At 67.3% G+C, this 19,226-nt stretch carries 17 protein-coding genes and 1 pseudogene; 10 read left to right on the top strand and 8 right to left on the bottom strand.

Translation table 11 applies throughout. The annotated features are described in order from the left end of the window. Positions 1–162: 162 nt before the first annotated feature. A complete protein-coding gene (locus tag Rhe02_RS38340) occupies positions 163–2,340 on the top strand; it encodes a discoidin domain-containing protein (protein WP_203913392.1) in 2,178 nt (725 codons plus the stop codon). Between the two features lie 52 nt (positions 2,341–2,392). Continuing rightward, the gene (locus tag Rhe02_RS38335) at positions 2,393–2,806 is read left to right on the top strand and encodes a hypothetical protein (protein WP_203913391.1); all 414 of its coding nucleotides are present in this window, start codon (positions 2,393–2,395) and stop codon (positions 2,804–2,806) included. A gap of 6 nt (positions 2,807–2,812) precedes the next feature. Here Rhe02_RS38335 and Rhe02_RS38330 read toward each other — a convergent pair whose 3' ends face one another. Next, positions 2,813–3,202: a hypothetical protein gene (locus Rhe02_RS38330; protein WP_203913390.1), complete on the bottom strand. Its 390-nt coding sequence runs from the start codon at positions 3,200–3,202 to the stop codon at positions 2,813–2,815. Positions 3,203–3,429: 227 nt separating this feature from the next. On the opposite strand from Rhe02_RS38330, the gene Rhe02_RS38325 reads away from it, so the two are divergent. Continuing rightward, positions 3,430–4,629, top strand: a complete 1,200-nt coding sequence (locus tag Rhe02_RS38325) for an ABC transporter substrate-binding protein (RefSeq protein ID WP_203913389.1) — start codon at positions 3,430–3,432, stop codon at positions 4,627–4,629. A gap of 13 nt (positions 4,630–4,642) precedes the next feature. Then, positions 4,643–4,879, top strand: a complete 237-nt coding sequence (locus tag Rhe02_RS38320) for a hypothetical protein (protein ID WP_203913388.1) — start codon at positions 4,643–4,645, stop codon at positions 4,877–4,879. A gap of 55 nt (positions 4,880–4,934) precedes the next feature. Here Rhe02_RS38320 and Rhe02_RS38315 read toward each other — a convergent pair whose 3' ends face one another. After that, entirely contained in the window at positions 4,935–6,263 is a 1,329-nt protein-coding gene (locus Rhe02_RS38315; protein WP_203913387.1) for a PrsW family intramembrane metalloprotease, read from the bottom strand. A 2-nt stretch (positions 6,264–6,265) separates the two neighbouring features. Then, complete coding sequence (locus Rhe02_RS38310) at positions 6,266–6,814, bottom strand: hypothetical protein (RefSeq protein ID WP_203913386.1); 549 nt, start codon at positions 6,812–6,814, stop codon at positions 6,266–6,268. A gap of 210 nt (positions 6,815–7,024) precedes the next feature. Here Rhe02_RS38310 and Rhe02_RS38305 point away from each other — a divergent pair, with 210 nt between their 5' ends. The 4 genes from Rhe02_RS38305 to Rhe02_RS38290 are packed head-to-tail and all read left to right on the top strand — an operon-like array spanning position 7,025 to position 14,481. Continuing rightward, on the top strand, positions 7,025–10,159 hold the full coding sequence (locus tag Rhe02_RS38305) for an FtsX-like permease family protein (RefSeq protein WP_239124326.1): 3,135 nt from the start codon (positions 7,025–7,027) through the stop codon (positions 10,157–10,159). Continuing rightward, positions 10,156–12,843: an FtsX-like permease family protein gene (locus Rhe02_RS38300; RefSeq protein ID WP_203913384.1), complete on the top strand. Its 2,688-nt coding sequence runs from the start codon at positions 10,156–10,158 to the stop codon at positions 12,841–12,843. Before Rhe02_RS38305 ends, Rhe02_RS38300 begins: the two co-directional genes overlap by 4 nt. Positions 12,844–12,854: 11 nt before the next feature. Continuing rightward, positions 12,855–13,811, top strand: a complete 957-nt coding sequence (locus tag Rhe02_RS38295; RefSeq protein WP_203913383.1) for an ABC transporter ATP-binding protein — start codon at positions 12,855–12,857, stop codon at positions 13,809–13,811. Beyond that, entirely contained in the window at positions 13,789–14,481 is a 693-nt protein-coding gene (locus tag Rhe02_RS38290) for an ABC transporter ATP-binding protein (protein WP_203913382.1), read from the top strand. The genes Rhe02_RS38295 and Rhe02_RS38290 overlap by 23 nt, the downstream gene beginning before the upstream one ends. A gap of 88 nt (positions 14,482–14,569) precedes the next feature. On the opposite strand, the gene Rhe02_RS38285 is transcribed toward Rhe02_RS38290, so the two are convergent. Then, positions 14,570–14,779 (bottom strand): BldC family transcriptional regulator, encoded by a 210-nt coding sequence (locus tag Rhe02_RS38285; RefSeq protein ID WP_020522548.1) that lies wholly within the window; start codon positions 14,777–14,779, stop codon positions 14,570–14,572. Positions 14,780–14,983: 204 nt separating this feature from the next. After that, positions 14,984–15,796, bottom strand: coding sequence for a DUF8083 family protein (locus Rhe02_RS38280; protein ID WP_203913381.1), 813 nt, complete (start codon positions 15,794–15,796; stop codon positions 14,984–14,986). A gap of 182 nt (positions 15,797–15,978) precedes the next feature. Here Rhe02_RS38280 and Rhe02_RS38275 point away from each other — a divergent pair, with 182 nt between their 5' ends. Next, positions 15,979–17,040 (top strand): Glu/Leu/Phe/Val family dehydrogenase, encoded by a 1,062-nt coding sequence (locus Rhe02_RS38275; RefSeq protein WP_203913380.1) that lies wholly within the window; start codon positions 15,979–15,981, stop codon positions 17,038–17,040. Between the two features lie 208 nt (positions 17,041–17,248). Next, positions 17,249–17,464 (top strand): DUF3073 domain-containing protein, encoded by a 216-nt coding sequence (locus Rhe02_RS38270; protein WP_203913379.1) that lies wholly within the window; start codon positions 17,249–17,251, stop codon positions 17,462–17,464. Between the two features lie 29 nt (positions 17,465–17,493). Here the strand turns inward: Rhe02_RS38270 and amcA are convergent, their stop codons facing one another. The 3 genes and pseudogenes from amcA to Rhe02_RS38255 all read right to left on the bottom strand — a co-directional run. Then, on the bottom strand, positions 17,494–17,688 hold the full coding sequence (amcA, locus tag Rhe02_RS38265; protein WP_203913378.1) for a multiple cyclophane-containing RiPP AmcA: 195 nt from the start codon (positions 17,686–17,688) through the stop codon (positions 17,494–17,496). After that, complete coding sequence (gene amcB, locus Rhe02_RS38260; protein ID WP_203913377.1) at positions 17,672–18,760, bottom strand: cyclophane-forming radical SAM peptide maturase AmcB; 1,089 nt, start codon at positions 18,758–18,760, stop codon at positions 17,672–17,674. Before amcB ends, amcA begins: the two co-directional genes overlap by 17 nt. A gap of 33 nt (positions 18,761–18,793) precedes the next feature. Beyond that, positions 18,794–19,226, bottom strand: a pseudogene (locus tag Rhe02_RS38255) (carboxypeptidase regulatory-like domain-containing protein); the annotation flags it as partial.

The raw sequence follows: 19,226 nt of genomic DNA, 5'->3' as shown, positions 1-19,226 counted from the left end.
CCGCCCCGGATCGCGCAGCAAGGCCCCCATGCCCGAGAGCGCTCTCTTGACAGCGGCGCGCGCAGAGACCACCCTCTATTGGAGAGCGCTCTCCCAAGAGTCTCTCCTCGGCGGCAGCAACAGGTATCCCTATGTCCGCTTAACCGTGAGGAAGCAGGACTCATGTCCAGATCCGTCCCTAGGGCAAAGCTCGCCGCAGCCGTCTCAGCGCTCGCCACCCTGGCGGCCGCGGCCATCATCAGCCTGGCCCACCCGGCCAGCGCCGACCCGGTCCTGCTCAGCCAGGGCAAACCGGCGACCGCCTCATCCACCGAAAACGCGGGGACACCGGCGTCCGCCGCCGTCGATGGAAACGCCGGTACCAGATGGTCCAGCGCCTTCAGCGATCCACAGTGGATTCAGGTGGACCTCGGCGACACCGCCGCGATCACCCAGGTGGTGCTCCAGTGGGAGGGCGCCTTCGCACGCTCCTTCCAGGTACAGGTCTCCAGCAACGCGACCACGTGGACCAACATCTACTCGACCACCACTGGAACCGGTGGGGTGCAGACCCTCAACGTCACCGGAAGCGGGCGCTACGTGCGCGTCTACGGCACGATCCGGGCCACCGGATACGGCTACTCGCTGTGGGAGTTCCAGGTGATCGGCACCATCGGCACCGGCAGCGGCTGCGGCACAAGCAATGCCGCGCTCGGCAGACCGGCCAGCGCCTCCTCGGTCGAGAACGCCGGCACCCCAGCATCGGCCGGTAACGACGGCAACGCCAACACCCGCTGGTCGAGCGCGTTCTCCGACCCGCAGTGGTGGATGGTGGATCTCGGCTCAACGCAACAGATCTGCCAGATCGTCATCACGTGGGAGCCCGCCTACGCGACCGCGTTCCAGATCCAGGTCTCCACCAACACCACGGTCTGGACCACCGTCTACTCGACAACAACCGGGACAGGTGGCACCCAGACCATCAACGTGACGGCCACCGGCCGCTACGTCCGGCTTTACGCGACCCAGCGGGCCACCCAGTACGGCTACTCGCTCTTCGAGTTCGTGGTGCGCACCGGATTCGGGCCGACCCCGCCCCCGACCACGTCGCCGACCGCCTCACCCACGGCGTCGCCGACCCCGTCGCCCACGCCAAGCAACCCGCCCGGCGATGTTCTGTTGTCCTACAACAAGCCCGGTGTCGCGTCGACGTTCCAGAACGAGGGTGCGTGCGTCGGCTGCACCGCGGCCAAGGCATTCGACATGCATCCGGCGACCCGCTGGGCGACCAGCAGCGTCAACGGATGGGTCGATCCGGGTTGGATCTACGTCGACCTCGGCGCCACCGCGAACATCCATCGCGTTGTCCTGCAATGGGATCCAGCCTTCGCCACCGCCTATCAGATCCAGGTGTCGGCCAATGCCAGCACGTGGACAACCATCTACTCGACCACCACCGGGCGCGGCTTCCGGGAAAATCTGGTCGTCAACGGGACCGGCCGCTACGTGCGGATGTACGGCACGGCCCGCTCCAACGGCTACGGCTACTCGCTTTGGGAGTTCCAGGTATACGGCACGGGTGGGGCACCTACTGCGCCACCACCGCTTCCGCCGAACCCGGCCGTGCCGGGACGGCTGGTGTTCAGCGATGAGTTCAACACTGCTGCGGGTACCAAGCCCGACGCGGCCAAGTGGCGGCCGGAGACCGGCTCCGGCCAGAACAACGAGCTGCAGTACTACACGAACAACAACAACGCGAACATGGACGGCGCGGGCAACCTGGTGATCGAGGCGCGTCGCGAGGTCACACCCGGATCGGCTTGCCCGGGCGGGCCGTGCCAGTACACCTCCGGCCGGCTCAATACCGCCGCGACCTACACCTTCACCTACGGACATGTCGAAGCAAGGATCAAGGTTTCTGGTACCCAGGGGCTGTGGCCCGCTTTCTGGCTGCTGGGAGCGGATTTCCCGTCGATCGGCTGGCCGTCCTGCGGCGAGATCGACATCATGGAGCACGTCGGCAAGGAGCCCCAGAACACCTACGGCACCCTGCACGCGCCGGCCTACTTCGGTGGCGGCGGAGCGGGCGGTCCCTACACCATCGCCGGCGATTTCATGAACGACTTCCACGTGTTCGCCATCGACTGGAACTCCGACCGCATCGCGTTCTCGGTGGACGGCAACGTCTTCCTGACCCAGAACAAGGCCACCATCGAGACCACGCGTGGACCATGGGTCTACGACCACCCGTTCTTCATCATTCTCAACAACGCGGTCGGCGGTGACTGGCCGGGCGCCCCGAACGGCAGCACCGTTCTGCCGCAACGAATGATGATCGACTACGTCCGCGTGTATCAGTAGATCTACCAGTGGAGGAGGACGTGGCCCCGTCCTCCTCCACTATTCTGCGTCGGTGACCAAAGTCGAAGCACTGCTTGCCCAGATCGGCGATCCGGAAGATGACAGCACGCCCGCCTACGACCTGGTGGCCGAGCTGAGCGAAGCCGACCAGGCGCTGGTGCCCGAGCTCAAGATGGCGCTGTGGAACTTTCTCAAGACTCAGAACTTCTACGGTCGTGACATCCTGGCCGACGCGCTGGCCGCCGTTCAGGGCATCGAGGCGCTGCCGGCCCTGCTGAAGGTCTCCACCTACGACCTCGGCGATGACCAGGACACCCTGCAGTCCACGATCATCGACGTGATGTCGCTGGACACCGACCGCGCCCGGGTCATCCTCGACGAGCTCGACGCGAGCGATGACGCGAAGCTGCGCGAGGTGTCGAAGTGGGCGCGCGAGATGGCCGACAGCTTTTTGGACAATGAGTAAGCAGACCTAGCGGTCGCGGTGACGCAGCGTGGCCGCGGTGGAACCAGCGAGTGTCATCAGGCACTCGGGGAGCTTCCCGTCGGCGATCGCCGCGCCGAAAAGCGCTTCACCGGTCGGTTCATCGTGGTTGACATAAGCACTGACGAATCGAGCCACCCAGCGCGTGTCATAACCCGCTTCGTCGATGTCCGGAAAGTCGAGGCTCCATCCGCCAACCGGGAGACCGTCGCCCGCCATGGCCCCGGCCAAGCAGATGGCAACCTGGTAGGCACCCTCGCCACCTGCACGTTTCACGACAGAGTCGAGGGTGTGCGCGACCGCAGCACTGTCACCGGCGAGTGCTTGATCTAGCACTAGCGCCGCGTCTTCGAATGCCTGGTCGGGTTCTGATGCCACGTTCGGAGCCTATCCGGCGCGCACAACAATTCCCTCAATCCGCCCTTCGGCGCTAAGGTGCCTCTTGCACGCCTGGCCACGGAGGCACCCCTATGCGAATTTCGCGCGCTGTCGCGCTCGTAAGCTGCGTCTTTCTACTCACGGCAGTCACTGGATGTGGTGAACCCACTACAGATGAATCTCAAGGTAACTATCCCGGCGCTTATCTCTATGGCGCCGACGGAAACATGAGCAACCCCTTCGGGGCCTTGTTCGAAAAGCAACCTGGGCTGCTGGCTGGGATGAAGGGCACTCGCCCGATGACCCCGATCAGCGACGACTTCAAAGCGAAGCTGCAAGCCAGCGAGGGCAGGCAGATGCCCGACTTCAACTACGCCGGTGAGGCGTATGACGCTGTCATGATTGCGGCACTCGCGGCGCAGGTCGCCGGGACAACCGATCCAAAATCGATCGCCGCCCAGATGGTGGGCGTCACCATCGGCAACGACCCGTGCACCAGCATCGCCGCCTGCATGGACAAGGCCCGAACCGGCCAGGACGTGGCCTACCGCGGGATCACCGTCCGGTCTGGATTCACCCAGGCCGGTGAGCCGTCGACGACGAGCTACGGCACGGTCCACTTCGGACCGACCAATCAGCTCGATCAGGGCAAGACCGAGTACCTTCGCGCGGGCAGCGAGTCCAATGTCGCCACCCAGGAGCCGGCTAGGGGGACTCCTGGCTCAAAGACGGGCGCGCCCCTGGTCTTCGGTCTGCTCATGACTGCCCCGACCGCCACCTCGGTCACCAGCCAGGCCCGCTTCGCCGGGGCCCGGCTCGCGTTCAAGGACATCAACTCCCTGGCCGGCGGCGTGCTCGGCCAGCCGGTGAAGTGGTTCGAAGGCTCCGACGGCGCGGCGGCGGCAACTGCGAAGGCGCAGATCGCCACCCACAAATCTCAGGGCGTTCACGTGCTGATCGGCACGAGTGGCTCCGGGGTGAGCACGGCCGTGATGGGTGACGTGATCAACGCAGGAATGGTCATGATCTCCCCATCTGCCACGGCGGCCTCGCTGAGCACCATCGACGACAAGGGCCTCTATTTCCGGACGGCCCCGTCCGACGTTCTACAAGCCAGAGCCCTTGCCGACATGATCATGCGGGACGGGGTGCGCAAGGTAACGTTGATCGGCAAGAACGACGCCTACGGCACTGGCCTCGTCGAAGGCGTCCAGAAGGAGCTGCTGGCCGCGGGCATGAACGCCGCCTCGATCACGACGGTGAAGTTCGACATCGAGGGCGACAAGGTGAAAGATCCCAACCAGCTGTCCACGATCGCCACGCAGGTGGTGGCCAACAAGCCGGACGGGGTCCTGATCGTCGGCACCTCCGAGTCTGCCGAGATGATTAAGGCTCTGGCAGCGGGGCAACTACAGATCCGACACTAACCAAGGAGACGCGATGGGCGAGAACGTGGAGACCCGCGGTGACGAGCGCACCGACCTGATCGTGGGCGACACCAACCGCGACGGCAAAGCCGACCTCTGGGTTTCCGACACGGACGGGGACGGCAAAGCCGACCTGTTCCAGTTCGACACCGACGGCGACGGCAAGGTTGACGTGACCATGGTCGACCTCGACCAGGACGGCAACCCCGACGAGGTCGTCAGCGGCGACGGCGGCCACGCCCCCAACTGAAAACCCTTGTCCCACCACAGCCGCTCCGCCCCCAGGCGGGGCGGCTGTAACTTGTTCAAGCTGCGTTCATCGATGAGATGCCGAACCAGATGAGGCCGCATAGGAAAAGGGCGGCGCCGATTCCCAGCACTACCACTCGTGGCACGGCTGGGCGTAGCGGTGAGGCGATGGCCTCGGTGAGGCCGAGTTTGAGCATCCGTGAGCGCCGGATCAGCACATCGTCTCGGGCGTGTAGGAGCACGGCGTCACCTGCGGTCAGCCCAAACGGGGCCCGGCTTAGCTCGACGGCCAGGTGGGCCTGGGCCATCTGCAGGCCGCGGACAGCCTTCTTGCCGGGTTTGCCCGCCCTGTCCTTGGCGTACCGGCGCGCGTCGGCGCGCAGGTGGCCGTGGCCGAGTGTGTGCAGCTCGCGCTCGGTGGCGACCTTCGGATCTCGCAGCTGTACCAGATAGGAAATGTAGTAATTCGCCTCGCGGTGGCGGGCCACCCAGAGCAGGGCCATCACCATGGCCAGCGCCGGGATCCCCTTGAGCAGCAGACCGGTCAGCACACCCCAGCCGCCCCGGCCCAGCCCGTCCGCGAGCAGGGGCGAGTTCCAGATGAAGTGGACCGCCCAGGCGAGGAAGAGCCCGACCGCGAGCCCGAGTGATCGGATCAGCAAGGACTTTTCCGTCCGCACGATGAACCAGGCGATGCCGGCCCCGGCGACGGCGCTGAACAGGGTGTGGCTCCAGAGCCCGGCCAGGAAGCCGCGCAGGAAGAAGGTGGCGACCACCGGGCCGACCTTGTCGCCGGAGTTGGCCATCTCCACCGCGTTGAGCGCGTAGAAGACGTTCTCCACCACCTGGAAGCCGAGGCCGATCAGGGCGCCGTAGACCATGCCGTCGAGCACGCTGTTGATCTGTTTGCGGGCCACCAGGACGATCATCACCAGGCCGAGCGCCTTGAGCAGCTCCTCGATGATCGGGCTGACCACGGCCGGCCCCCAGGCCACGGCATAGTCCGGTGACACCGTCTTGGCCAACAGCGCCAGCATGGCCCGGTTGCCGGGCATCGCGGTCGTGGTGGCCACCAGCGCGCCCCAGGCGAAGGCGGTGGCCATCAGCAGGGGCGGCTCGCGTTCCAGGAAGTCCATCGAGGCGATGAACAACCAGAACGGCACGGCGTAGAGCGCGAACAGGATGATCGCCGTGGTGGTGGCCGCGGGAAAGCGGGCAAACGGCGAGCTGAGCAAGTCAAGCAGGCGCATGCCGCTGAAGAAGAGGATCCCGGCAAGGATCCAGAAGGCGGGCAGCTGAAGAGAGCTGAGCGCCCGGGTGGCCCGTGGTGTGGGCCGCACGGAAAAGCGCCATGGCCGGCCCCCGGCCGGAGCTGAGGTGGTCACGGCTAATTCCCGTAGGCGATGGTCGCGATGCTTTCATCGATCCGCAGCAGCGCCTGCGCGAGATCGGCTTCCGAACCGGTCACGGTCACCTCGATGGCCAGGCCGGGGGCGAGAAACACGGCGAAGCGGCCGGTGCGCCCCGGAGCGGTGAAGCTTGCGGTCAGCCCGTGCAGGCCGCTCTTGGTGACGATCCGCGCCTCGTCGGCGGTCACCTGGTACCCCCGCATGCTTTGAATCTTGGTCTTCAACCCGCTGTAAGCGGTGGGCAGATCGCCCTTGAAGGGCGCCACCGCCATGACAAAGCGCGCCGGGCCGATCAGGAACAGGATCGACCCCTCACGCGGTCCGGATCTCGACGTCTTCGCGATGAGCGCGCCGGAGGGCGGCACCACGGTGACGCCGCCCGCGACCTCGCGCCGTTGCGCGGCCGCCGCGTCAGGGTTGACCGGGACCGCCCGATCGAGCGCGGGCAGTCCAAACACGACGATCAACAGGGCGCCCAGCACCGACAACGCGCCGGCCAGGTTCCGCCACCATCGATGGACCACCATGCTTGAAACGGTAGCGGGACATAGTCGGCCATTACTGGCATATCGACAAGGCCCTACGGTTGCCCAGCAGGCGTCGTCACCAAATCGTGATCAAATGATGCCAACCAGACGGGTGGGCAAAACGCTCTTCCGGACATGCTCGTTTGGCGGCGCGCCAATAGCGCACGGAGTCTTCTAGCGGCGGCCGCGGCCGCCGCTTTGATTGCCACCGTGTTGCTGGCCGGACTCACCGATTACAACCGCTCGGTGATCGTGGCCGGGGGGCAGTCAGCGGTCGCGGCGGCCCCGCCCCAGGAACGAGCCGTGCTCATGCAGGGGCCGGCCGCCGACGTCAACGGCTTCAAGAATGCCGACTCGGCGCTGCGCCGGCAGTTCACCGACGGAATGGGCGGGGCGCGGGTCGAGGTGTCCAGCGCCGGCTACGCCAGCGGCCGCCAGCTCGTGGGGCCGACCGGTGCCGCGATCGGCGACTCGAATGGCCTCGTCTTCGCCAGCGCCATGTTCCTCGAAGGCTTGCCGGAGAAGGCGCGCCTGGTTTCGGGCGCTTGGGCGACGCCGGGAGCCAGCCCCACCCAGGTCGTGATCGCCGAGCCGGTCTCGAAGATCCTCGGGTTGGCCAGCGGCAGCGTGGTACCGATCCTCGACCGCCGAACCGAAAAGGTCGCCCAGGTCGTGGTCAGCGGCGTCTTCGTCCCGCAGAGCCTCGATGACCCGTACTGGCTGCTGACCCCCGAGGTGAGCCGGGGACTGATCCCGGGCGGGGCGACCTACGGCCCCTTCGTCTTCGACCAAGCCGATTTCTTCAGCGCCGGGTGGGCGAGCAACGGGAGCGCCGGCTGGGTCATCGAGCCGCAGCTGGCCGGCGGCGATCTGGCCAAGCTGCTCTCGGTCGGCGCCGCCGCCAAGACCATGCCCGCCAAGCTCTCGCAGGCGCTGCAGATGGGCTCCAGCGGGCAGGCGGTGACCTCCCTGGACCAGCTGACAGACAGGCTCAAGCGTGCCGATCTGGTGGGCCGCTCAGCCCTGCTGACACCGCTGCTGCTCATCGTGGTGCTCGGCGGATACGCGCTGCTGCTGCTGGCCGGTCTGCTGACCGAACAGAGGCGCCCGGAGACGGCCCTGCTGCGGGCCCGCGGTGCGGCTCGTGGTCAGCTCGCCGGGCTCGCCGCGCGCGAGGCGATGCTCATCGCCGTCCCCGCCGCGGTCCTTGCCCCGCTTCTGGTCTCCCAGTTACTCAGCCGCAGCGACCGGCTTTCCGTACTGGCCGACGCCAACCTGCACCCCCAGGGCTCGCTGGACGCGGTGACATGGGCGGTGGCGGCCGCGGCGGGAGTCGGGTGCGTGCTGGCCATGCTCGCCCCCGCGCTGCGCGGGGGAGCGACCTACGTGGAAGACCTCGCCGCCCGCTCCCGGCCCAGCCGGGCCACCGCGGTTCAGCGCGCCGGTGTCGACCTGGCCCTCATCGCTTTCGCGGTGCTCGCCTGGTTCCAGCTGCGCCAGTACTCGTCGCCGCTGGCCGGGGTCGGCGGCCAGCTCGGGATAGATCCGCTGCTCGCGGCGGCCGCGCCGATCGGTGTGCTCGCGGGATCCGTTCTGGCGCTTCGCCTGCTGCCGCCGCTGACCCGGCTCGCCGAAAAGGTCATCGATCGCCGTTCGTGGTTCGCCACCATGCTCGGGATGTGGCAGGCGGGCAGGCGGCCACACGCGGGGCCGGTCCTGCTGCTCGCGCTCTCGGTGGCCGTGAGCACCCTGGCTTGGGCGCTGGCCGGGACGGCCGAACGCTCGCTGGTGGATCAGGCCGACCACGCCGCCGGCGCTGACATCCGCCTCACCGAGACCTCCGGCTTCGCGCCCAACAGCAGAGCCAAGGCGATCGCCGAGATTGCCGGGATACAAACGGTTCTCCCGGCCTGGCGGACCTCGCTGGCGCTGGGCGAGCGGTCGACCCGGACCACGGTCATGGCTTTTGACGCGCAGCAGGCGGTCGACCTGGTGAAGCTGCGTCCAGACCTCGGTGACTCCGGCCGGCTGCTCAACGACATGGCGGCCAAGCGGGTCAGCGCACCGAGCATCGCCCTGCCGCAGGGCGTGACCGAACTGCGCGGCACCATCCGCGTCACCTTGCATCGTGCCAATGAAGCGAACCCGCGGATGAGTTCAGTGAGCACAAACGCCATCTTCATGGACTCGGGCGGCGGGCAGTACAGGCAACGGCTTTCCGACGTCCAGCCGTTTGGGAACCCGTCCGACTTCCAGGTGAAGCTGGACATGCTGCCGGCTAACCTGTCGCTTGCCGGATTCGTGGTGGACGGGGCCGCTTTCCCCACCGAGCAGATCACCTGGGAGTTGCTCAAGCTCACCGCGGTGTCGCCGGCCGGGGAGCAGCCGGTCGCGCTGAACACCGAGTGGCGCACGGTCACCGGTGGCGACGACGAGCAACGCGACCCCCAGGCCGTCGGCGGCGGGCTGGTGGCGCTCTACCGCCAATCCCCGGACCGCGGGGCGTTCTTCCGCGGCGACGCGCCGCGCTTCCAGTTCGCGGTGGGACGTCCGATCGACGCCACCGCACCGGTTCCGGTGATCGCCAGCGCCAAGGCGCTCGAGGCGTTGCACAAGTCGGTGGGCGACACCGCCCGCCTGGGACTGGGCGCAGCCGACGTCCCGGTGCTGTTCGTGGGAAGCGCCCCAACGCTTCCGGGCACCGATGGCGAAGCCGCGCTGCTGCTCGATCTGCCCTCGTTGAGCAACGTCTACCTGCACCGTCACAGCCAGGTGCAGAGCGTTCAGGAATGGTGGATCGCGATCGATCCCGCTCAGCACGATGCGGTTGCCGCAGCGGTCAACGTATTGCCCAACGTCGAGGTGCACGACCGCTATGAGCTGGCGAACCGGGCGGGCAACGATCCCTACGGAATCGGGGCCCGGCTGGCGCTGTTCATCGCCGCGCTGGGCGCGATAGCGCTGGCGTTGGTGGGCATCGCGGTCGACGTCCGGGCCACCGCCCGCAGGCGCACCGGCGAGTTCGCCGTGTTGCACACGCTGGGCGCATCGCCGCGGCTGCTCGCCCGCGCGCTCGTGATCGAGCAGGGATTCCTCGCCGGTCTCGGGGTGCTGGTGGGTCTCGCGGTCGGGATAGGCGTCGCCGCCACCATGGCGCCGCTGGTGATCCTCACTCCCACCGCCGCCCGGCCGATCCCGGAGCCGATCCTGCATTTGCAGTGGACGCCGGTGGTCGGCACCGCATTGCTGTTGCTCTTTCTCGCCATGGCCATGGCGGCCGTGGTGGCCCTGACGATGCGGCAACGCCTTGCCGCGGCCCAGCTCCGGATAGGCATGGACCGATGACACGTTCTCTGCTGGCCCGGCTGAGGGCTTCGGCCGGACAGCTGGCATTGCTCGCCGCGCTGACGGTCGTGGCCGGGGTGCTGCTGACCGGCGCTCCGCGGGTGGCCAACGACCTAACCGATCAGGCATTGCGTCAGCGGATCGAAAGCCTTCCGTACCAAGTGAAGGATCTCACCTATTCGGCAGACAACCTGGCCGGCGGCTTCCTGCCCCATCACGCCGCCGATCGGCTGCGCCAGCAACGGGATAGGCTCGGGCCCGCCCTCACCAGCCGGATAGACAGCTCTCTTTACACGGTGACCGCGCCCGCGCAGACCACCCTCGCCCTGGACCACGGCCTGACCGGGCGGGCCCGGTTCGGGGTGCGCACCGGCAACGAGTACCAGCAGCGGACCCGGCTCGTCGACGGCCGATGGCCACAGAACGGGCCCGGCCTGCCCCGCATCGAAGTGGTCGTCTCCGAGCTGAGTGCCCAAATCCTTAATTTCAAGGTGGGTACCGATTACGCCATCACCAGTTCCGAACGCCCGCTGCCCCCGCTGAAGATGCGGGTCGTCGGCATTTTCGCGGCGCAGGATCCACAGGACGCGATCTGGGACACCGAGCCATATCTGCTCAACAGCTACATACCCCAGGACGACAACGAGTCCTACCTCAACGTGATGCTGACCGACGTGGCGGGCATGGATCTCGTGGCGCAGCACAACATCCGGGTCGACTACGCGTGGCGATACCATCTCGGCCTGTCCACTTTGGACATGGTGACCGCGCCGGACGTCATCAAGGCCGTCCTGGAGTCCCGCAAGCTCGGAGTGGGCGGAACATCGGCGGTCACCGGCCTGGACACGGCGCTGGCCCGGTTCGCCGACGGGGCCCGATCGGCGCAGGCGCTGTTCGCCGTGGTGCAGGCGGGAACCCTTGCCACGCTTGGTGGTCTGGTGCTGCTCGCCTCCCGGCTGGGCGCCATCCGCCGCCGGCCCGAATTCGTGCTGTTGCGGGCGCGCGGGGCTTCCCTACGCGCGATCGGCGGTCAGACCATCGCCGAAACCCTGTGTGTGGTGCCGTTCGCGATAGTCGCCGGCTACTACCTGGGCCGGATGGCACCGGGCCGGCCCGCCGCGACCGAGCTGATCCTGGCCGGGTTCGCGTTTGTCGCGCTGCTCGCCCTGCCGGTGATGGCGATGGGCACCCTGCGCACCATGTCCTTCAGCGAGGAGCGCGACGACCTCGCCAGTGCCCGGATCGGGCTCAAGCGGCGCACCGCCGAGCTGAGCCTGCTGGCGGTGGCGGCGCTTGGTGTCGTGCTGTTGCGGCGGCGAGGGTTGTCCGCGGGCATCGACTTCTACCTGATCACTGTTCCTGTGCTGCTGGCCACCGGTGCCGCAATCCTTACCCTGCGCGTGGTTCCGGCACCGCTGGGCTGGGTCAGCCGCCTCGCTTCGCGGGCGCGCGGCGCGGTCGGCTTCCTCGGCTTCGCGCGGGCCGGGCGATCCGCACCGGCCACGGTCGGGCCGATCGCCGTACTCGTGGTGGCTGTCTGTACCACCGTTTTCAGCCTCGCCATCGCGGGCACCGTCGACGCCGGGCGCGACCGGGCCGCCGACCACGACCTGCCCGCGGACACGGTGGTGCAGGGCTACTTCTTCGCCGACGACACCGCCGACGAGCTGAGCCGCGTGCCCGGGGTCACCGCGGTCGCCCGCTTCGCGGGCCTTCCCACGACGCATGTGCGCACCTCCGCGGACCTGGACGCCAAGGACGTGGGCCAGGTCTTCCTCCTGCTCGTCGATGGCCCGCGCTTCGCCGAGGTGGCCCGCGCTTCCGGCCGGGTGGCCGACCTGAGCGACACCATCGTCAACGCGCAGCGCTCCGAGACCCCTCCCGCGCTGATCTCGTCCGGGCTGGCGGAACGCTTGGGGGGCAAGCAAAGCGCCGCACTCGACCTGCAGGGCCGCACCTTCAGCTTCCAGGTGGCCGGGGTGGTGGACACCTACCCGGTCATCGCCCGCACGGCGAACCAGTTCGTGGTCCTGCCGTGGCAGGCGCTGCCGCTGGTGAGCGGGGTCGGTGGCGCCATCCATCCGACCGGGTTCCTTGTCGCCGGTGACGCCGACTCCGCCCAGCTCCAGGCCGCCGGTGACGCCGGTCAGCTGCGCTGGATCTCCTCCATCGCGGATCCACGGCCCGGCTACAAGCCCACCACCAAGGTGGTCGCCTGGGCGGATCGGCGCGCGCAGCTGGAAAGCACCGGGGTCAACAGCGTGCTCACCTTCGCTTTCAGCATCGGCGCCATCGGCGGCGTGCTCATGGCTCTGCTCGCGGTCGGCTTCGCCGTCCTGGCCGGGGCCCGTACCCGCGGCAAGATCCTCTCCCGGCTGCGCACTATGGGCCTGACCCGAAGACAGGGCCGGCGGCTGCTCATCCTCGAGCTGGGCCCGGTGGTCACCGTCGCCGTGCTCACCGGGGGTGTGGTCGGGCTGGCGTTGCCCCGCTTGATCGCCCCGGCCCTGAACCTCACCAGCTTCACCGATGGCTACGACGCCGGCCTGCAGCTGGACCCGGCGGTGATCGGCGGTTCACTCGGCCTGATCATCGCGGGACTGGGGACGGCGCTACTGGTTGAGACCATCTTCAATCGTCGACTGCGCCTCGGTGAGGTGCTGCGGCTCGGATCCGCGGAATAGGAGTGCGGGGAATGTCCACAGTGGAATTGAACCCACCGGACCTCGCCACGTTGCAGGCTCGGGCGGCACAGCGCGCCGCCGATCGGGCCGGTGGTGCGGATAGGTTGCGCGGGCATCTGGTCTGCGATGGCCTGGTTCGCATCTACAAAACCGAAGGCGTCGAAGTGGTGGCCCTGCAAGGCCTGGACCTGGTGGTGGACCGCGGTGAGCTGCTCGCCATCGTCGGCGCCTCCGGCTCCGGCAAGTCGACGTTGCTCAATATTCTCTCCGGGCTCGACGTCCCGACCGCCGGCATCGCCCGCGTCGGCGACTACGACCTGCTGACCATGTCGGCCCGCAGGCGGCTCAAGTACCGCCGCCACATGGTGGGCTTCGTGTGGCAGCAGACCGGCCGCAACCTGTTGCCCTATCTGACCGCTCAGGAAAATGTCGCCATCCCGATGCGCCTGGCCGGGACCCGTTCCGGCCGCGCCGCCAGACGTCGCGCGCGCGAGCTGCTCGACATGGTCGGGGTCGGCTACTGCGCCGGCCGCCGGCCCGACCAGATGTCCGGTGGCGAGCAGCAGCGGTGCGCTGTCGCGCTCGCCGTCGCCAACGACCCCGAGGTGCTCTTCGCCGACGAGCCCACCGGCGAGCTGGACGAGTCCACGGCGACCGAGGTCTTCGGGGCGCTGCGCACCATCAACGCGGAGCTCGGCGTGACCGTGGTCGTGGTGACCCACGACCACAACGTCTCCGGACAGGTGCGCCGGACGGTCGCCATGCGCGATGGACGCCTGGCCACCGAGGTGCGGCGCACCGCACGGCAGACCCTCGACGGCGGCACCGAGCTGGTGGCCGAGGAGTACGCGGTGCTCGACCGCTCCGGCCGGATGCAGCTGCCCGCCCCGTTTGTGGAGGCGCTGGAGCTCAAGGACCGCGTCAAGCTCAACCTGGAACCAGATCATGTGGAGGTACGCCGTGGGTGAGCTCATCCGCGTGGAGCACGTCTCGCGCGACTTCGGCAAGGGCACGAACGTGGTTCACGCCGTGCGGGACGTCTCCTTCATGGCCAGCCAGGGTGAGCTTGTCGCCGTACGGGGCCGCTCGGGCGCGGGCAAGACCACCCTGCTCAACATCGTCGGCGGTCTGGACAAACCCACCTCGGGCAAGGTTTTCGTCGATGGAGTCGATGTCAGTCACGCGGGCGAGTCGGAGCTGGTGACTTTGCGCCGGCGCTCGATCGGTTTCGTGTTCCAGTCCTTCGGCCTGGTCCCGATCCTGTCGGCCGCCGAGAACGTCGGCGTCCCACTTCGCTTGGCCAAAGTCGGCGCGGCCGAACGCGAGCAGCAGGTCGCTGTCCTGTTGGAGCTGGTCGGCCTAGGGGCCCACGCCAAGCAGCGCCCCTACGAGCTTTCCGGCGGGCAGCAGCAGCGGGTCGCGGTGGCCCGCGCCTTGGCCAACGACCCGAAGCTGCTGATCGCCGACGAGCCCACCGGCCAACTCGACTCCGAGACCGGCCGCTCCATCATGGATCTGTTGCGCGCCATCGTGCACGCCCGAGGCATGACCGCCCTGGTCGCCACCCACGACGCCGCCCTGATCGACCTCGCCGACCGAGTCCTGGTCCTGCGCGACGGCGCCCTCGTTGAGCCATAAGGGAATTCGCCAAAATTACATCATATAAATATCTGCATACAAAGAGGAGGCCTCTGGGGGGAGGCCTCCTCTTTGATGCTTGCTGCTATTAGTCGCCCTGGCGTTGGTGCGGGATCTGACCCTGAAGCAGAGCACGCACCTCCGACTCCCGGTAGCGACGGTGGCCGCCCAGCGTCCGAATGGCGCTGAGTTTTCCCGCCTTTGCCCACCGAGTGACAGTCTTCGGGTCGACGCGGAACATCGACGCGACCTCTGCCGGGGTGAGCAGCGGCTCTGGTTCGTGCGTACGCGACGCCATGGTCACTCCTCCACAAGTACCTTACAAACGAAGGCCGGGGTCCCGCCGGCCGACGCGTTACCCATAGTCCGGCTAGTCCCCGATGTCCGACATGGGCCGAACGGGTGGAGGTCCGTGGATGGACGGATGACGAAAGAACGACATGTCGCTTTTTTGGCTTTACACCATGCCTTTTGCCGACTTCAGGTTACCCAACGTAGTTAGCTAGTTACTACGTTCCAGCAGCTGAATTTCGCGCCAACGCTGAACCAAACGCTCATAAGCAGCGGTTGCGCCGGCTCCATCGTCTTGCGACAGTCCCAGTAGCCCTTCGGCGACCAACTCCACTGAGTCATCGTCCTTGAGTGCTTCATCCGACAACAACGCCGTGAGACCGCCGTAGTCCAACTCAACCACCGAACCGGGATGAAAAAGCTCCAGCCATCGGGCTGTTTCCCGAAGCGATTCGGTGATTGGCACATCCCCGAGCGCGCGCCTCAGGACGCGAAGCCCCTTGTGGGCGCGTTGGCGAGCCTTGCCGATCTCGGTACGGAACATCAGCACACGCCGTGCGTCGAGCTCGAGCTGGCGATCGGCGGCCGCGAAGAGCACGAACCAGCGAAGGGGCACCCCCCACGTGGCCACCTGTTCGTGTACGCGTTCCTCGCCCCGGGTCTCGTCCACCACCGTTTGCGCCAGGCCGACCAGGGTCGGCGGGACGAACGCGTCCGCGAGCACCTGGGGAACCCCGTCGCGGGCCTGCAGCGCCGCCTCCGCGACCCGTTTACGCAGGTTCCAGGGACACACGAGGACCGCCTCCTCGACACCCAGCACGTAGGCCTCATCGGGCAGATCGGGCAGCTTCGACCAGGCGGGGCCGAGCGCTTCCAGCACCACTGTGCGCTGCCGCCCCGGCCCGTCGTAGGAACCGATGGCACGCCCCTCCGCCACGTACTTTCGCCAGAATCGCTGCCGCTCCGGCGCAAACGCGGTCAGCGGCTCGTACACGCGAAGATAAGCGGCGAACTGTGTCGGCACTTCGCGATCCTCGCACGATTAGGCCGACCGTAACACCGGCACCACGTCCAAGGCGGCGTGGTTAATGAGCACGAAGTCCCGATTACCCTCTATACGGGAGCCGCCCGCCACCGCGGTGCGTCTCGCGTCCAGGACTGGGAGAATGGCCCCACAAGGGCCGACAACGAAGTTGGAGCCACAAAGTGGGCGTATTCAGTGAAGGCAGCCACGAGCAAATCGTCTTCTGCCAAGACAGGGCCAGCGGCCTAAAAGCGATCATCGGGATCTACTCGACCGCACTGGGGCCCGCACTGGGCGGCACGCGTTTCTACCCCTACGCCTCCGAAGAGGAGGCTCTGCACGATGTTCTGGAGCTGTCCCGCGGGATGGCCTACAAGAACGCGCTGGCCGGGCTGGACCTGGGCGGCGGCAAGGCGGTCATCTGGGGTGACCCGGAGCAGATCAAGAGCGAGCAGCTGCTGCGCGCCTACGGTCGCTTCGTGCAGTCCCTCAACGGCCGTTACTACACCGCCTGCGATGTGGGCACCTACACCTGGGACATGGACTTCGTAGCCCGCGAGACGCGTTTTGTGACCGGCCGCAGCGTCGAGCATGGCGGCGCCGGCGACTCGTCGATTCTGACCGCCTGGGGCGTCTTCCAGGGCATGCGCGCCGCCGCCGAGCACCGCTGGGGCACGCCGTCGCTGAGCGGACGCCGAGTCGGCATCTCGGGTCTGGGCAAGGTTGGGAAATATCTCACCGGCCACCTGATCGAAGACGGTGCCGAGGTGGTCGCCAGTGACGTAAGTCCCAAGGCGCTGCAGTGGGCCGCCAAGACCTACCCCCAGGTTTCCTTGGTACCGGACAATGCTGCCCTAATAACAAGCGACATCGACATTTACGCGCCGTGTGCGCTGGGTTTCGCGCTCAACGACGAAACCGTTCCCGCGCTCAAGGCTCAGGTCATCGCCGGCGCGGCGAACAACCAGCTGGCCCATCCCGGGGTGGAGAAACTGCTGATGGACCGGGGGATCCTCTACGCCCCCGACTACTGCGTGAACTCCGGCGGGGTCATCCAGGTGGCCGACGAAATCGAGGGCTTCAACTTCGATCGGGCCAAGTTGCGCGCGACCAAGATCTACGACACCACGAAGCGTATTCTTGAGCTTGCCGATGCCGAGGGCATTTCCCCTGCCACGGCGGCAGACAGGCTAGCCGAGCAGCGCATGTCCGAGGTGGGAAGGCTCCGCACGATCCGGTTGTGAACGGTGCGAGGTTGGGTGCGGAATCGGTCACGACCGCGTCTGGCATCCAACCCTTACTGCCGCAAATCCGACAGTCGCTCGCCACACCCGGTAACCCGGGATGCCGAACCGGCCCTGGGGCATGTACCGTATGACCCACGAGAGATGTCTGAGTCAATCGGGGCCCGCCTTCGGGCAGCCCCGTCATTCATGTGCGAGGGGGTCGGCCATGGGGCGCGGCCGAGCTAAGGCCAAGCAGACGAAGGTTGCCCGGGAGTTGAAGTACCACTCCCCGAACACCGACCTTGATGCCTTGCAGCGAGAGCTTGGAGGCAGTGGCAACTCGGTGACTCCCGATGAGGAGATCGACGAGGTGTACGACAAGTACGCGAGCTACTCCTCCGATGATGACGACGACGACGCTTCCTGGGCGCAGCGCAAGTAATTCGGCGCTGGGCAACGACAGCCGACCTCTTACCGGGGCCGGTTGTTCCAGTTGAAGAACGTCGGGATGTTCTCGAAGTGGTTCCAGGCGCAGACGGCTGTGTTGTCTGCGCTTGGCGCTTCGGCTCGTCCTGCTCGCGCTGTGCGGGCTTCGTCAAGGAGAGCGGTGAGTTCTACGCGTGCGCTGCGAATGCGCACGGTCACACGGTCAAGCTCTTCGGGCATGGTCGAGCACTCCCTCCAATAGGCTTATTTTGCTGTTGCGGCAGTGCTCCGTCTCTGTCCCGTCGAACCGGCCGTGCTCAAAGAAGCGGTTGGCGGCGTGCCCACCCCCACAGAACCCGAAGTAGGGACAGCGGGATCGGCACGCCTCCACGCCTTGCACGAACTCGGCCACCCAGGGCGTGCCCAGCGGGTCGGTCAGGAGCCGCGACAGCGGCGCGTGCAGGACATTGCCGCTGCTGAAGTCGCCGTAGCCGGGGGCGGTGAAGCCGGCCAGCTCGGGCGAGAGCAGCAGCACCGATCCGTCATGTCCCACCGTCGGGATCGGATCGAGCTGTCGCGGCAGCAGCTCGCCCTCCTGCCCGTCGAGGACCGCCTGCACGTAGCGCAGGGTCCACTCGATCTCGCGAAGGTGAATCTGCGGCGCTTTCCGCCACACCTCGGTCAGCTCCTGCCAGAAGGCGCGCACATCGGCCGAGCGATAGCTGTTTTCCCGGTCGTTGACCCCCTCCTTCTCCTCGATGTTGATGCCGAGCACGTCGCAGCCCAGGTCGACGAAGAAGTGGTAGAGGCCGGCGGCCTGTCCCGCCTTGGGATCTGTCACCACGCACAGCGCGGCGAAAGGCAACCCGTGCCGTTTCAGCGCTGAGATCCCCTTCATTATTTTCGGGTACCCAGCCCGCCCGGCCCGGTCGACCCGGTCGCCGTTGCGCTCCGGTGGCCCGTCGACGCTCACGCTCACGCGGATCTGACGCTCGGCGAAGAAGTCGCACCATCGGTCGTCGATGAGCGTGGCGTTGGTCTGAACATGGTGCTCCACGTCGGCCGAGAAGGGCGCCATAAGCGCGCCCAGATGCTCGCGGCCGGCCGCCATCGGCTCGCCCCCATGCCACACCACGGAGAAGCGGCCCAGCGCGGCCCAGCGGTTCACATCGGCGGCCACGGCCTGCGCCACCTCGACCGGCATCCGCCGATCTTCAGCCCGAAATGGGAGGTAGCAGTAGCGACAGTCCAGATTGCACAGTGTCGTCGGCTGCATGACAACGTAAGAGGGCATGTGGGAAATCCCCCTCATGCCCTCTATGGTGGTCACTCGACCATTGTCTGGTCAGTCGTCCAGCCAGTCCAGCCTTCGATCGCCACGATTGCGCCGGTCGTCATAGCCCGGTTGCTGCGGCTGGCCGCCATATGGATCTTGACCGTAGCCCTGCTGGCCGCCGTAGGCATCGCCGTAGCCGTCTGCCTGGGCGTAGCCGCCCTGGGGTGGCGCGTAGCCGTTCTGGTCGTAGCCGCCGCCCTGCCCATAGCTGGACTGGCCATAGGCCGCCTGCTGACCGTAGCCACCCGAGCCCGACGTCGGCCCCGCGTAGTGGGTCGTCTCGTCGTACTGTCCGCCGCCGTAACCAGGCTGGCCGTAGCCGCCACCGGACTGCGGCGGGCCGCCATATCCGCCTTGGTCGTAACCGGGCTGACCATAACCGGGCTGGCCGTAGCCGCCGCCGGATTGCGGCGGGCCGCCGTATCCGCCGCCCTGCGGCGGG

Origin of the sequence: Rhizocola hellebori (assembly GCF_016862955.1) — a bacterium.
Classification (GTDB): Bacteria; Actinomycetota; Actinomycetes; order Mycobacteriales; family Micromonosporaceae; genus Rhizocola; species Rhizocola hellebori.
This window is presented reverse-complemented; position numbering and strand designations above follow the sequence as displayed.

Bases quoted from the DNA above. Each gene is read 5' to 3' on its own strand.
- Rhe02_RS38340 (WP_203913392.1), top strand. From the start codon at position 163: ATGTCCAGATCCGTCCCTAGGGCAAAGCTCGCCGCAGCCGTCTCAGCG.
- Rhe02_RS38325 (WP_203913389.1), top strand. From the start codon at position 3,430: ATGAGCAACCCCTTCGGGGCCTTGTTCGAAAAGCAACCTGGGCTGCTG.
- Rhe02_RS38320 (WP_203913388.1), top strand. From the start codon at position 4,643: ATGGGCGAGAACGTGGAGACCCGCGGTGACGAGCGCACCGACCTGATC.
- Rhe02_RS38310 (WP_203913386.1), bottom strand. From the start codon at position 6,814: ATGGTGGTCCATCGATGGTGGCGGAACCTGGCCGGCGCGTTGTCGGTG.
- Rhe02_RS38300 (WP_203913384.1), top strand. From the start codon at position 10,156: ATGACACGTTCTCTGCTGGCCCGGCTGAGGGCTTCGGCCGGACAGCTG.
- Rhe02_RS38295 (WP_203913383.1), top strand. From the start codon at position 12,855: ATGTCCACAGTGGAATTGAACCCACCGGACCTCGCCACGTTGCAGGCT.
- Rhe02_RS38290 (WP_203913382.1), top strand. From the start codon at position 13,789: ATGTGGAGGTACGCCGTGGGTGAGCTCATCCGCGTGGAGCACGTCTCG.
- Rhe02_RS38285 (WP_020522548.1), bottom strand. From the start codon at position 14,779: ATGGCGTCGCGTACGCACGAACCAGAGCCGCTGCTCACCCCGGCAGAG.
- Rhe02_RS38270 (WP_203913379.1), top strand. From the start codon at position 17,249: ATGGGGCGCGGCCGAGCTAAGGCCAAGCAGACGAAGGTTGCCCGGGAG.
- amcA (WP_203913378.1), bottom strand. From the start codon at position 17,688: ATGCCCGAAGAGCTTGACCGTGTGACCGTGCGCATTCGCAGCGCACGC.
- amcB (WP_203913377.1), bottom strand. From the start codon at position 18,760: ATGAGGGGGATTTCCCACATGCCCTCTTACGTTGTCATGCAGCCGACG.